Source organism: Bradyrhizobium tropiciagri (genome assembly GCF_018130505.1).
Classification (GTDB): Bacteria; Pseudomonadota; Alphaproteobacteria; order Rhizobiales; family Xanthobacteraceae; genus Bradyrhizobium; species Bradyrhizobium tropiciagri_B.
This window is the reverse complement of sequence record NZ_JAFCKH010000010.1, coordinates 128,086-140,455: the sequence shown is the minus strand read 5'-3', so window position 1 is coordinate 140,455 and position 12,370 is coordinate 128,086. Positions and strand designations below refer to the sequence as shown.

Below are 12,370 nucleotides of genomic sequence, written 5' to 3'. Positions count from 1 at the left end.
TCCAATCCTCCGCCTAAATTCCCTCGGGCACGGCCTGATCGCGGCCGATGAACGCGCCCTGCTTGGCAAGCTGTTGTTGCAACTTTTCGACGGAAATGTCGCGCGGAATCGTGTTGCCCGACAGCGCCAGCGCGGCCGCGGTTCCCGCCGCCTCACCCATCACGAAACAGGCACCGGAGACGCGCGCCGCCGACTGCCCCTCATGGGTCATCGAGGCGCAGCGGCCGGCGACGAGGAGATTATCGACCCCCTCGGGTACCAGCATGCGATAGGGCAATTCGTTGTAGCCGCGCGATTGCGGGATCGGCGGAAACTCGAAGATCACGTCGCCGGGAACGTGGGATTCCTTCGGCCAGCCATTGACGCCAATCGAATCCTCGAAGGAGGCGCAGGTCAGCACATCCTCGCCGGAGAGCATGTAACCGCCGATCACGCGCCGCGTCTCGCGGATGCCGAGCTGCGGCGGCAGGTCGACGATGTAGGAGTTCTCGAAACCCGGCAGCGTGCGCAGGAACGCGAAGGCCTCGACCGCCTGGCGGCGGCCCTCGATCTCGCCGCGCGTCATGTCGTCGGGATCGATGCCGGACACTGCACTGCCATCCTCACGCGCCATCTGCGTGAAATTCACCCGCCATTCGATCTGCGACTTCTGCGGCCGCACGATCGCGGATTTGCGCGGGAATTTGTGCGTGCCGGCGGCCTCGGCCTGCGCCATCCGCTCCGGGATGGTGCGCCATGCATCGCCGGCCTTCACCGGATCGATGCCGTTGAGGCGGAACATCATCGAGGGATAAAGCATGCTGCCGGCGTTGTCGCCGACTTCGTGGGGCGCACCGGCCCATACCGCAAGATCGCCGTCGCCGGAGCAATCGATGAAGACGCTTCCCAGCACTGCTTGCCGGCCGGCCTTGGTCTCCACCATCAGCGCGCGGATCTGCGCGCCGTCCATCACGACGCCGGCGCCGAGCGCATGGAAGAGAATGTCGACCTTGTGATGCGCCAAGAGATCATCGGCTGCGATCTTGTAGGCCGCGGTGTCATAGGCCTGCGCCAGGATCTTGCCGAGGATCAGATGCGGCGCGTTGAGTCCACCGAGCCGATCGATCCGTGCCAGAAGATCGGAGGCGATGCCCTGCACCACGCGGTGCATCTCGCCGAACACATTGGCATGCAGTCCGCAGAAATTCGTCACGCCCGCAGCAGTGCCCATGCCGCCGAGGAAGCCGTAGCGCTCGATCAGCAGCGTCCGCCGTCCGGCGCGCGCCGCGGCCACCGCGGCCGCAATGCCGGCCGGTCCGCCGCCGAGCACCGCGACATCGTATTCGCCGTAGACCGGGACCTGCCGCGCAGGTTCTGCGATGGTGTTCGCCCGCATCATTTCCGCCCTGAACAAAGTTGATTGCGCCAACTATGAATTGATGCGGATTGCAGTACAATCCACCAAATTATGTAATCAGCTTCAGGCGCTGCTAGGACGGTGAAGACATCGCTGGCGCAGCCGCTGTGAGGCAGCACCGATCTTGCTCCAGCCCTGCAGACCTGAGACAACGACGCGAAAGGATCGCGCGCTTGAGGCTCACGCTATCGGTTTCACTGGCTTTCATCGTCATCACCGTCACACAAGCGGCGGCGATCGAGACTTGCCGCCACATCCAGGACAAGACCGAGCGCGAGGCCTGCTACCATCGCCAGGAGGAAGAGCTCGCGGCCCGGCGCAAGCCGGACGCTGCGCCGGCGCCATCAGCGGAATCGAAGACGTTGCAATCGCTGCAGCAGATGCGCCGCGACGACGCGGAGGTCTATCGCAGCATCCGCGGCATCTGCAACGGCTGCTGAGCCGCGCGGCCTACGCCTTCCCTCCGCCCCAGCGGCCCGCGCGCTTCTCGGCGAAGGACGCAAGCCCTTCCGCCGCCTCCTCGGTCTGCCGCTTGGCGGAATGCAGATGGACGAGGCGCTTGTAAGCCTCGTCGTCGACCGCCATGCCGCCGAACGAGCTTTCCAGCGCGAGCTTCTTGGTCTCGGCCAGCGCATTCGGCGCATTGGCGAGCAGCTGCTCCACCACCTTGGCGCCGGCGCTGTCGAGATCGCCAAGCGGCACCACCTCGTGCACGAGGCCGATACGGCGGGCATCCTCGGCGCCGAAGCGCTCGCCGGTCAGCGCGTAACGGCGGACCTGGCGAACGCCGATGGCATCGCAGAGCTGCGGGATGATGATCGCCGCGGTGAGGCCCCAGCGCACCTCGGTGATCGAGAACAGCGCGTTGTCGGCTGCGATCACGACGTCGCAGGCCGCGATCACCCCGGTGCCGCCGCCGAAGCAGCCGCCCTGCACCAGCGCCAACGTCGGAGCCGGCAACGTGTTGAGGCGCTGCACCGCCTCGAAGGTGGCGCGCGAGGCCGCCTCGTTCTCCTCGAACGATTTCGGCCGCACGCTGTTGATCCATTTCAGGTCAGCGCCGGCCTGAAAGTGCTTGCCATTGCCCTTGAGCACGACGACCCGCACCGGCTTGCCCGAGAGATCGTCGATCGCGGCCAGCACGCCCTGGATCAGCGCGCCGTCATAGGCGTTGTTCACCTCGGGGCGGTTCAGCGTGACGGTCGCGACCCCGCGCGCGTCGAGACTCCACAGGACTGGGCTGGCGGACATGGACGTGTCTCCCTTATTCGGCTCTTGTCGTGCGAAGCACTATGGCGAGAGAGGCGGACCCGATCCATCACTTTCCAGCGTGTCGGGCCGCGTCACGCGCATGACTGGTTGCGCGAGGCCACGTGCTTGTGGAAACTGGCGCGACATCTCGGTCAAGGACTCCCATCCATGCGCATTTGCATTTTCGGCGCAGGCGCCGTCGGCAGCCATTTCGCGGTCCGCCTGGCGCGCGCCGGACATGACGTGTCCTGCGTGATGCGCGGACCGCATCTCGACGCGGTCAAGACCAACGGCCTGACACTGAAGGTCGGCGACAGCGCCGTGAGCGCGAAGGTGAAGGCATCGGCTGATCCTGCTGATCTCGGGCCGCAGGATGTCGTCATCAGCACGCTGAAGGCGACCGGCATCGACGCGCTGGCAAGCGGGCTCGCGCCGTTGCTGCATGACGACACCGCGATCGTGTTCGCGCAGAACGGCATTCCCTGGTGGTACGATCTCGGCCTGCCGGCAGCACACCCCGCCATTCCCGATCTAGGCTTCCTCGATCCCGGCGGTCGGCTGCGCGCGGCCGTTGCGCAACAGCGCATCATCGGCGGCGTGATCTTCTCGTCCAACGAGGTGATCGCGCCCGGCGTCGCCGCCAATCTCTCGCCCGATCGCAATCGCCTGCTGATCGGCGAATGCGACGATCGCCAGAGCGAGCGCATCACCGAGCTGCGTGCGGTGTTGAACGAGGCCGCAATCGAATCGCCCGAGGTCGGCGAGATCCGTGAGACGATCTGGTCGAAACTGCTCACCAACATGTCGATGTCGGTGCTTTGCCTGTTGACCGGTCTGACCGCGCGCGGCGTCCGCGACGATCCGGCGATGCAGGAGGTGATCCCGCGCCTGCTCGACGAGGCCAATGCCGTCGCGACGCACTACATCCCCGCGGTCAGGCGCGTCACCCGCTCCGGACCGGCGCCGGATCACAAGCCGTCGATCCTGCAGGACTACGAGCTCGGCCGCGCCATGGAGATCGACATGCTCGTGCGTGCCCCGGCCGCATTCGCACGCGCCGCCGGCCTTGCCACCCCGATGCTCGACCTGATGGCAGCGCTGGCGATCCAGAAGGCGCGGGACAAGGGGCTGTATCAAGGCTGATGGCCGCAGCCGCCGGCTTGGACAACTTTTCGCATCCGATGTTATCGGGTACATCCAGCACAACCGCCCGGATGTCGTGCAGGATTGCTGGATGAAGAAAGCGAAGAAGACCGTTCAGCCGGGGGCCCCGGCGCTCGAAAAGGGGCTCGATCTGCTGGAAGCGCTGGCCGCCGAATCGGGCGGCCTGAACCAGAAGCAGCTCGCCGAACGCGTCGGCCGCTCCGTCGGCGAGATCTTTCGCATGCTGGTGGCGCTTGAGCAGCGGGGCTATGTCAGCCGCGATCCCGCGACCGGTGAATACACGCTCACGCTGAAGCTGTTCCGGATCGCATCGCAATTCCCGCCCACCGAACGATTGCTGCAGGCGGCGCTCCCGGTCATGGAGCAACTGGCGTCGCGCGTAAAACTGTCTTGCCATCTCACGGTGCTGCATGGCGAGCAGTTCATGGTGATCGCGCGCATCGAGCCGGAGTGGCTGATGGGCTGGTCCGTGAAGGTCGGCGCGGTGTTTCCGCTGACGCAGCAATACGCATCCGCCAAGGTTCTGGCCGCCTATCAGCTCGAAGGGCGGCGCAACGAGCTGGCGGACGTCATCGCGGCACACGACCGCGTCAGCCTGAAGAAGGCGCTCGCCGCGCTCGACCGGGTCTCGGCGGAAGGCGGCAACTTCTCCAACGATGACGGCTATACCCGTATCCTCGCCTATAGCTGCCCGATCATCGAAGCATCCGGGCGTGCCGTTGCGGCGTTGACGGTCCCGCTGGTTCGCGAAGACAGGATCGCCACGGCCGAAGCGGCCGGCATCGCCAATGAGCTGCGCAATGCCGCGCGGAACGTGTCGGAAACGATCGGCGGCACCGTTCGCGGGTGAAAGGCCAGGCCACCGGCGCGCCGTCCGCGGCCTCGACCATCACGACTTCAGGAAATCGCAGCCGCCCTCTTCGAGCGGTCTGAAGGCTTCACTCGCCGGAATGGTCTTGATCAGCCTGTAGTAATCCCAAGGGTACTTGGACTCCTCGGGCTTCTTGACCTCGAACAGGTACATGTTGTGCAGCTTGCGGCCGTCGGCGCGAATGCTGCCCTTGCCGAACAGCGGATCGTCGGTCGGCAGCTTCTTCATTTCCTGCACGACGGCCTTGCCGTCCGAGGTGCTACCCAGTGCATCGGCGGCCTTGAGATAATGCAGCGTCGCCGCATAGACGCCGGCCTGCATCGCGGTCGGATAACGGCCGTTGTTGCGCGGCGCGAAGCGCTTGGCCCAGGCCCGCGTCTCGTCATTCATGTCCCAGTAGAACGCTTCGGTGAATTGCAGACCCTGCGCGACCTTGAGGCCAAGCGCATGCACGTCGCTGAGATACAGCACCGTGGCCACCACGCGCTGGCCACCCTGCGGGATGCCGAACTCGACCGACTGCTTGATCGAGTTGATGGTGTCGCCGCCGGCGTTGATCAGGCCGATGATCTGGGCTTTCGAGGACTGCGCCTGCAGCAGGAAGGACGAGAAGTCCTGCGTGTTGATCGGGGTGCGAACGCCGCCGACCACCGAGCCGCCGAGCTTGGAGACCACGTTCTTGACCTCGGCCTCCATGGCATGGCCGAAGGCATAGTCGGCGGTCAGCGTGAACCAGGTCTTGCCGCCGGCCGCGACCACCGCCCGCGCGGTGCCCGACGACAGCGCGTAGGTATCGTAGCTCCAGTGCACGAGGTTGGGCGAGCAGGCCTTGCCGGTGAGGTCGGACGACGAGGCGCCGGACACGATCAGCGCCTTGTTGTTCTGCTGCACCACGTTGCGCACGGCGAGCGCGACGGCCGAATTCGGCACGTCGATGATGGCATCGACATTGCTGCGGTCGATCCATTCGCGCGCGATGTTGGCACCGAGATCGGCCTTGTTGGTGTGGTCGCCGGTCAGCACCTCGATCGGCCGCTTCATTTTCGGCGACGCCGCCTGGAAATCCTCGACCGCCATCTTGGCTGCGACGACCGAACCCGGACCGGTCACATCGGCATAGAGGCTCGACATGTCCGTGAGCACGCCCAATCGCAGCGGGGTCTTGTCGTCGGCCTGTGCCGCGACACCGCTGATGCCGAGTGCCAGCCCGGCGGCGCCGGCGAGCAAGCGCCGGCGGCTGAATGCAAAAGACCTTTCCATCGACGCTCCTCCTGAGTTTCGCCCGGCATTCTTTTTCGGCCGGTGCGACAGTTCCTGTCCCCGCTTCGGCTAGGGAATGAGACGCTCGATCAAGCGCCTGTCCTCGACCTCGAAGCCGCCGCCATAGACCTCCGAGACCATGAAATGCGCGCCGAGGATCTCCGGCTCGAGATCGGCGATCGGGTCGTATTCACTGTGATGCAGGGTCATCGCGGCACGTCCCGGCACCGGTGCGGAGTATTTCAGCGGCGTGCGGCGATAGGCGATGTCGGCATAGGCCGTCTCCAGCCGCTCGGGGTGCGGCAGCCGGCGGACGTGGATTTCACCGCCGGGCTGCTCGACGCCATCGACGATGCGGATCACCGGCGCAGCGGCATCCGGCGTGAAGCTGAAATCGGCCAGCGGAATCCCGCGGCGCCTGACCCAGCCCGAGATCGAGCCGTCCGGCCGCTCATCGAAGGCGTAGTGCGTGTCCTTCTTGGTGTAGCCGAACACCTCGCGCCCGGCGCAGATTCCCATCGGGTCGCTGCAATACATGTAGATATGCGTTTCGGTGAACAGGTCCTTGTAGCGAACCGGCACTGTGATCATCAGGTCGAACATCTGACCGGCATGCACCGCCAGCGAATGTCCGGGCGACACCATGAAGCGGAAGGCGACGCGATCGCTGGCGATCTCGAACGGCGTCTCGGCAAGCAGGCGCGCGACCTTTCCGGGCGCGACCCGCGTCATGATCTCGACGGTACGAAGCGTGCAGCCCCATTCGACCGGATAGGCCGGCGAATAGGGCGGGTTCACGCCGCTGTTCGGCTTCAGGTGATAGTCGCCGAACATGCGGCGCTTCGCGTCATCGAGATCGGACATCACACTCTTCTCTGTTGGATGCTCACCGCAGCACGGCGGTTTGCGCGTTCTTCATCAGCACCTGCTGCTGATCGCCCATGACGTGGGCGTGGAAGGCGACGGCGGCTTCGGACAGGTCGCGCTCGGGCCGGTATTCCGGCTCGAAATTGCCGAGCTGGTCGACGCCACGGACCAGCGTCGCGCTGTCGCGGGTGCCGACGATCTGCCGGACGTGGGTCGGCAGATAGCGGATCGCAAAGCCGATCCGGCGCTTGGCGGACGGATTCGGGTCCGAGCCATGGATCAGGCGCACATGGTGCAACGACATCTCGCCCGGCTGCAGCTGCAGCATCACGGCCTGGCGCTCGTCGACGTCGACCGCGATCTCCTGCCCGCGGGTCAGGAGATTGTCGGCGGCGAAGGTGTCGCGATGCGCGATCTGTTCGAGCTTCTGCGTGTCGGGAATGACGCGCATCGCGCCATTCTCCGCCGTGCTCTCCGAGAGCGCGACCCATGCGGTGACGATGTCGGCCGGATCCAGGCCCCAATAGGTTGAATCCTGGTGCCAGGAGACGAAACCGGGGTCGTGCGCTTCCTTGATGAAAAAGGTGCTGCTCCAGCACAGGATATTCGGGCCGATCACGCCCTCCACGGCATCGAGGATCGCGGGGTGACGGACCAGGTCGTCGAGCCAGGTGAACAGCAGATGGCTCTTGTGGCGCATCGTCCCCTTCAGCACGCCGTGCGCGGCTTCATGGGCTTCGAGCTTGCTGCGAACGGCTGCGGTCTCGTCACCCGACAGCGCGGGGATCGGCGCGTAGTAGCCGTGGTCCTGGTAGTGCGCGACCGCCGCTTCGGAAAGACGTCCCATGGGGCTCCTCATTATTTTATATATGATTATTTGATTGCATATATGAAATCGAAACTAACGGGCTGAGTCAAGCCGTGTCCGCCGGGTTCCGTCAGTTTGAAAAGCGGTTGCCTGCCGGTTGCCGGGCCGCGACAATGGCCCCGATCATTCCCGGAACTTGGAAGGCCGATCATGCAGGTCAGGAACAAAGTGTGCGTCGTCACCGGCGGCGCCAGCGGGATCGGCGAAGCGGTGGCACGGGCCTATGCCGAGGCCGGCGCACGGGGCGTCGTGGTTGCGGACCTCAAGACCTCGCGTGACCGGCTCGCCAACGTCGCGGGCGACATCGACGGGCTCGCGGTCACTGCCGACGTCGGGCTCGAAGAGGACGTCAAGGCGCTGATCGCCGCCGCCGAGGACAAATACGGCCCGGTCGACGTGTTCTTCTCCAACGCCGGGCTGTCGCGCAAGGGACAGGAGAGCGCGTCGGACGCCGACTGGGACGTCAGCTGGCGGGTGCATGTGATGAGCCACGTGTTCGCGGCGCGGGCGCTGGTGCCCGGCATGCTCGCGCGCGGTTCCGGCTACCTGCTCAACACCGCCTCGGCCGCCGGCCTCTTGGCGTCACTGAACTCGATGGCCTATGGCGTGACGAAGAACGCGGCTGTCGCGCTCGCCGAGCACCTCGCCATCCAGTACGGCGATCGCGGCATCCGCGTCTCGGTGCTGTGTCCGCAATCGGTGCAGACCGGTATGACGACGCCGGGCCCGAGCGCCGCGCGCGTCGACGGCGTGCTGCAGCCGGCGGAGGTCGCGCGCATGGTGATCGAGGCGATGGGCGAAGAACGCTTCCTGATCCTCTCGCATCCGCAGGTGCAGGAGTACATGCAGCGCAAGGCCACCAATCGCGACCGCTGGCTGTCGGGCATGCGCCGCCTGCGCGACAAGATCTATGGCGGGCCGGTGTCGTAAGGACTCGACCGTCATTGCGAGGAGCGACAGTGCGTAGCCCGGATGCAGCGAAGCGAAATCCGGGGCCACTGTAACCGCGGATGAACTGTCCCGGATTACGCTTCGCTTCATCCGGGCTACGAAGGTCGCATCAAGCTTCCTTCGGCGCAAATTTTTGCAGCAAGCCGGAATAGGCCTTCGCCACCGGCGAGGCATAGGCGCCGCGGCGCGATGTCGTCAGCTTGAGACCGGCGAGCGCCTCGACCTGCTTGACCGCGGCGGCTACCCCGTCGACCACGGGCACGCCGAACTGTACCGAGAGCTCGTGCGCGAGATCGGCCATGCCGGCGCAGCCCAGCACGATGGCATCGGCGCCCTTGTCCAGCGCCCGCGCGATCTCGGCCTGCAGCTTTGCCTTCGCCCCCGAGCCCGGCTTCTCGATATCCAGCACCGCCACGTCGCAGGCGGTGACCACGGCGCGGTCGGCGAAGCCGTAGCGGCGGACCAGGTCCTCGAGCGGCACGATCGAGCGCGGCAGCGTGGTGACGATGCCGATCCGCTTGGCGATCTGTCCCGCCGTAACCAGCGCCGCCTCGCAGATGCCGACCACCGGGAAGCGTGCGGCGGATCGCGCCGCGTCGAGCCCGGTGTCGTCGAAACAGGCGATGATGCCGGCATCCGCGTCGGGCCCATTCAGCAGCGCCTCGATCAGGCCGGGAACGGCGAACGCCTCGTCATAGAAGCCTTCGATCGAGGCTGGTCCCATCGATGAGGTGACGGCTGATATCTCGGTGCCCGGCGCGGCCACCGCCTGCGCCGCGGCGGCTATGGTCGCGGTCATTGAGGCAGTGGTGTTGGGATTGACGATCAGGATCTTTGTCATGGTGGAGATTTGTAGCCCGGATGGAGCGCAGCGCAATCCGGGACCAGTGTCGCAGGCGGAACGACCAATCCCGGATTGCGCTTCGCTTCATCCGGGCTACAGGAGCTTCACTACCCAGCCAGCGAACGCATCGAGCACCTCGGTCATCACCTCGGCATCGTTGCGGCCGGAGCGCTTGAGCACGTGGAAGGAGTGATCGGCCTCCTTCGCCAGATGCAGCGTCGCGCGCGCGCCGAGCCCCTTCACCACGGGCTGCAGCAGGTCGAGCTCCGCCAGCGCATCGCGCGTGCCCTGCAGGAACAGCATCGGGATCTTGACGTCGCCGAGATGCTTCGCGCGATCGCTCGACGGCTTCCCGGCCGGATGCAGCGGAAAGCCGAGAAACACCAGGCCGCGCACGCCGGCGAGCGGCGCCTTGGCCTGCGCCTGCGACGTCATGCGACCGCCGAAAGACTTGCCGCCGGCGAACAGCGGCAGATCGCCGCAACGCTGCGCCGCCTCCGCCACCGCAGCGCGCACCGCCGCCTGCGCGATCGCCGGCGGATCGGGCCGCTTGCTGGCGTTCTCCATATAGGGGAATTGATAGCGCAGCGTCGCGATGCCGCGTGCGGCCAAACCATCCGCGATTGCCGCCATCGACGGATGCGTCATGCCGGCCCCCGCGCCATGGGCGAAGACATAGACGGCGCGCGCCTCCGTGGGACGCAGCAGCAGCGCCGAGACCGTACTGCTGTCCGACACGGCGATGGTAAGCGATTGCGCGACGGAAGCGTTCACGCGGTGCCTCGCGAAGAATTGCTTCGTCGTTCTAGCCGCCGGCCGCGATGTGCGCAAATGACGCCACGGCCGGCCGCGCGAAAAGTGAACTGGCTCACAGCGATTCAACATTTCCATTGGTAGACAAAGCGCCGCTACTGTAGGATGGCGCACAGCACGATACACGCATAGCGCGAACAGAAGTTTGGCGATTCTTAATACCTCGGCCATATGACGCGCGGTGACCGCGAACTGGGGGACGGCATGCCTCGCAAGACGATCGTTATCATCGGGCTGGCGCTTGTCGCAGGCCTGCTCTACTTCAAGGACGATATCGAAACGCTGGCGAGCAGCTTCCACGTCAAGGCCGTCGCGTACCAGCCGCCGGCAAAGACCGTGTGGCTCGACCAGAGCGTCAGCGCCGAGCGGCTGCGCTGGTTCTACCACGCCGACCAAGGCACCCGGACATTCGGTATTCCCCATGAATGGTTCATGGTGCTGGAGCAGCCGACGATCTGGCCGCCGTTCACCGCCGCGCCGCGTCTCTCCGAGACGAATTATCTCGGCCGCTTCGGCTTCATTCCCGACACCGTGATCCCGGGCAAGCCGGATCCGCTGCCGATCGGCTTTGCACAGGGCGGACCGATGGCGGATGCCAACGGCGCGCCGTTCCGCAACCCGCACACTAAAGCCGACATGACCGGGGTCGGGCTGACCTGCGCGGCCTGCCACACCGGCAGCTTCAACTATCGCGGCACCGAGATCGTGATCGACGGTGGGCCCGCCAACACCAATCTGTTCGAGTTTCAGAAGAGCGTCGGCCTGTCGCTGCTGCTGACCCGATTCTGGCCGGGCCGCTTCTCGCGCTTCGCCGAGGAGGTCCTCGGCAAGGACGCCAGCCTCGACGAGCGCATGGCGCTGCGCGGCCAGCTCGACCTGGTGCTGAAGCAGTACGCCAACATCAACGCGCTGGAGAACAAGGTCGCCGCCAACAGTGTCGAGGAAGGCTATGCCCGGCTCGACGCGCTCAACCGGATCGGCAACCAGGTGTTCTCGATCGACCTCAACAATCCGAACAACTACGCCTCGCATTCGGCGCCGGTGCATTTCCCGCGGATCTGGAATGCGCCGTGGTTCAGCTGGGTGCAGTATGACGGCTCGATCATGCAGCCGATGGTGCGCAATGCCGGCGAGGCGCTCGGTGTCAGCGCCGAGCTCAATCTGCTCGACGAGTCCAAGGGCCTGTTCAAGTCGAGCGCGCGGGTCGACGTGCTGCACGAGATGGAGCGGATGATCGCCGGCGAGCCGCCGAGCGAGGACAAGGGCTTTGGCGGGCTGAAGTCGCCGAAATGGCCGGAGAACATCCTGCCGGCGATCAACATGGATCTCGCGAAGAAGGGCGCCGAGCTCTACAAGGCGCACTGTCAGGAGTGTCATGGTCCCGCGATCGACAGCAAGGCGCTGCCGGCGAGCGAGGCCTATGCGCTGTTCAAGGAGCAGAAGCGCTGGATCAAGAACGACGCCGGCCAGCCGCTGCTCGACGTCGAGATGATCCCGATCAGCCATATCGGCACCGACAGCGCGCAGGCCGAGGGCCTTGCCAACCGCACGGTGGAGACGCCGGCCAATCTGAAGATCAAGGATAGCTCCTTTGGGCCGGCGCTGGGCGAGCTGGTCGAGAAGACCGTCAACTACTGGTACGACCAGAACAAGACCCCGCCCGAGGACCGCAAGCGCATCGACGGCTACCGGCCGAACGAGATCCAGGCGCCGCTCGCCTACAAGGTCCGCCCGCTCAACGGCATCTGGGCGACGCCGCCTTACCTGCACAACGGCTCGGTGCCGACGATCTACGCGCTGCTGTCACCGGTGAAGGAGCGGCCGGCGACGTTCTATCTGGGCAACCGGGAATATGACGCCAAGGATCTCGGCTATGTCTGGAAGGACAACATCAAGAACAGTTTCCTGCTCGACACCTCCAGGCACGGCAACTCCAACTCCGGCCACGAGTTCTCGAACGAGAAGCGCCGCGGCGTGATCGGGCCGGAGCTGAAGGAAGACGAGCGGCGCGCCCTGATCGAGTTCATCAAGACGCTGTAGGCAGACCCAGTTCCCGTCATGGCCTGGGCTTGTCCCGGCCATGAC

Annotated in this window: 12 protein-coding genes; 5 read left to right on the top strand and 7 right to left on the bottom strand. The window is 65.6% G+C overall.

Features of this window, described 5'->3' with window-relative positions; translation table 11 throughout:
• Positions 1 to 13 precede the first annotated feature (13 nt).
• Positions 14 to 1,375 carry an FAD-dependent oxidoreductase gene (locus tag JQ633_RS24930; RefSeq protein ID WP_211987945.1) on the bottom strand — a complete coding sequence of 454 codons (1,362 nt, stop codon included), beginning with the start codon at positions 1,373 to 1,375 and terminating at the stop codon, positions 14 to 16.
• Between the two features lie 194 nt (positions 1,376 to 1,569).
• On the opposite strand from JQ633_RS24930, the gene JQ633_RS24925 reads away from it, so the two are divergent.
• Positions 1,570 to 1,836, top strand: coding sequence for a hypothetical protein (locus tag JQ633_RS24925; protein WP_249159624.1), 267 nt, complete (start codon positions 1,570 to 1,572; stop codon positions 1,834 to 1,836).
• Between the two features lie 10 nt (positions 1,837 to 1,846).
• On the opposite strand, the gene JQ633_RS24920 is transcribed toward JQ633_RS24925, so the two are convergent.
• The gene (locus tag JQ633_RS24920; protein ID WP_211987735.1) at positions 1,847 to 2,647 is read right to left on the bottom strand and encodes an enoyl-CoA hydratase-related protein; all 801 of its coding nucleotides are present in this window, start codon (positions 2,645 to 2,647) and stop codon (positions 1,847 to 1,849) included.
• A 168-nt stretch (positions 2,648 to 2,815) separates the two neighbouring features.
• Here JQ633_RS24920 and JQ633_RS24915 point away from each other — a divergent pair, with 168 nt between their 5' ends.
• Positions 2,816 to 3,790: a 2-dehydropantoate 2-reductase gene (locus JQ633_RS24915; protein WP_211987734.1), complete on the top strand. Its 975-nt coding sequence runs from the start codon at positions 2,816 to 2,818 to the stop codon at positions 3,788 to 3,790.
• Positions 3,791 to 3,881: 91 nt separating this feature from the next.
• Complete coding sequence (locus JQ633_RS24910) at positions 3,882 to 4,661, top strand: IclR family transcriptional regulator (protein WP_211987733.1); 780 nt, start codon at positions 3,882 to 3,884, stop codon at positions 4,659 to 4,661.
• Positions 4,662 to 4,700: 39 nt separating this feature from the next.
• On the opposite strand, the gene JQ633_RS24905 is transcribed toward JQ633_RS24910, so the two are convergent.
• From JQ633_RS24905 to JQ633_RS24895, 3 genes are all read right to left on the bottom strand, one after another.
• Complete coding sequence (locus JQ633_RS24905; RefSeq protein ID WP_211987732.1) at positions 4,701 to 5,942, bottom strand: ABC transporter substrate-binding protein; 1,242 nt, start codon at positions 5,940 to 5,942, stop codon at positions 4,701 to 4,703.
• 69 nt (positions 5,943 to 6,011) lie between these two features.
• A complete protein-coding gene (locus JQ633_RS24900; protein ID WP_211987731.1) occupies positions 6,012 to 6,806 on the bottom strand; it encodes an acetoacetate decarboxylase family protein in 795 nt (264 codons plus the stop codon).
• Positions 6,807 to 6,828: 22 nt separating this feature from the next.
• Positions 6,829 to 7,656 carry a phytanoyl-CoA dioxygenase family protein gene (locus JQ633_RS24895; protein ID WP_211987730.1) on the bottom strand — a complete coding sequence of 276 codons (828 nt, stop codon included), beginning with the start codon at positions 7,654 to 7,656 and terminating at the stop codon, positions 6,829 to 6,831.
• Positions 7,657 to 7,827: 171 nt separating this feature from the next.
• Between JQ633_RS24895 and JQ633_RS24890 the strand changes: the two genes are divergently transcribed.
• Positions 7,828 to 8,607, top strand: a complete 780-nt coding sequence (locus JQ633_RS24890) for an SDR family oxidoreductase (RefSeq protein ID WP_211987729.1) — start codon at positions 7,828 to 7,830, stop codon at positions 8,605 to 8,607.
• 130 nt (positions 8,608 to 8,737) lie between these two features.
• On the opposite strand, the gene JQ633_RS24885 is transcribed toward JQ633_RS24890, so the two are convergent.
• Positions 8,738 to 9,469, bottom strand: coding sequence for an aspartate/glutamate racemase family protein (locus JQ633_RS24885; protein ID WP_211987728.1), 732 nt, complete (start codon positions 9,467 to 9,469; stop codon positions 8,738 to 8,740).
• 96 nt (positions 9,470 to 9,565) lie between these two features.
• Positions 9,566 to 10,246: an alpha/beta hydrolase family protein gene (locus JQ633_RS24880; RefSeq protein WP_211987727.1), complete on the bottom strand. Its 681-nt coding sequence runs from the start codon at positions 10,244 to 10,246 to the stop codon at positions 9,566 to 9,568.
• 243 nt (positions 10,247 to 10,489) lie between these two features.
• On the opposite strand from JQ633_RS24880, the gene JQ633_RS24875 reads away from it, so the two are divergent.
• Positions 10,490 to 12,325: a c-type cytochrome gene (locus tag JQ633_RS24875; protein ID WP_211987726.1), complete on the top strand. Its 1,836-nt coding sequence runs from the start codon at positions 10,490 to 10,492 to the stop codon at positions 12,323 to 12,325.
• The last annotated feature ends 45 nt before the right edge of the window (positions 12,326 to 12,370 follow it).

Excerpts from the sequence above, each read along its gene's own strand:
- JQ633_RS24905 (WP_211987732.1), bottom strand. The coding sequence starts at position 5,942 with ATGGAAAGGTCTTTTGCATTCAGCCGCCGGCGCTTGCTCGCCGGCGCC.
- JQ633_RS24900 (WP_211987731.1), bottom strand. The coding sequence starts at position 6,806 with ATGTCCGATCTCGATGACGCGAAGCGCCGCATGTTCGGCGACTATCAC.
- JQ633_RS24910 (WP_211987733.1), top strand. The coding sequence starts at position 3,882 with ATGAAGAAAGCGAAGAAGACCGTTCAGCCGGGGGCCCCGGCGCTCGAA.
- JQ633_RS24915 (WP_211987734.1), top strand. The coding sequence starts at position 2,816 with ATGCGCATTTGCATTTTCGGCGCAGGCGCCGTCGGCAGCCATTTCGCG.
- JQ633_RS24875 (WP_211987726.1), top strand. The coding sequence starts at position 10,490 with ATGCCTCGCAAGACGATCGTTATCATCGGGCTGGCGCTTGTCGCAGGC.
- JQ633_RS24930 (WP_211987945.1), bottom strand. The coding sequence starts at position 1,375 with ATGCGGGCGAACACCATCGCAGAACCTGCGCGGCAGGTCCCGGTCTAC.
- JQ633_RS24890 (WP_211987729.1), top strand. The coding sequence starts at position 7,828 with ATGCAGGTCAGGAACAAAGTGTGCGTCGTCACCGGCGGCGCCAGCGGG.
- JQ633_RS24920 (WP_211987735.1), bottom strand. The coding sequence starts at position 2,647 with ATGTCCGCCAGCCCAGTCCTGTGGAGTCTCGACGCGCGCGGGGTCGCG.
- JQ633_RS24885 (WP_211987728.1), bottom strand. The coding sequence starts at position 9,469 with ATGACAAAGATCCTGATCGTCAATCCCAACACCACTGCCTCAATGACC.
- JQ633_RS24895 (WP_211987730.1), bottom strand. The coding sequence starts at position 7,656 with ATGGGACGTCTTTCCGAAGCGGCGGTCGCGCACTACCAGGACCACGGC.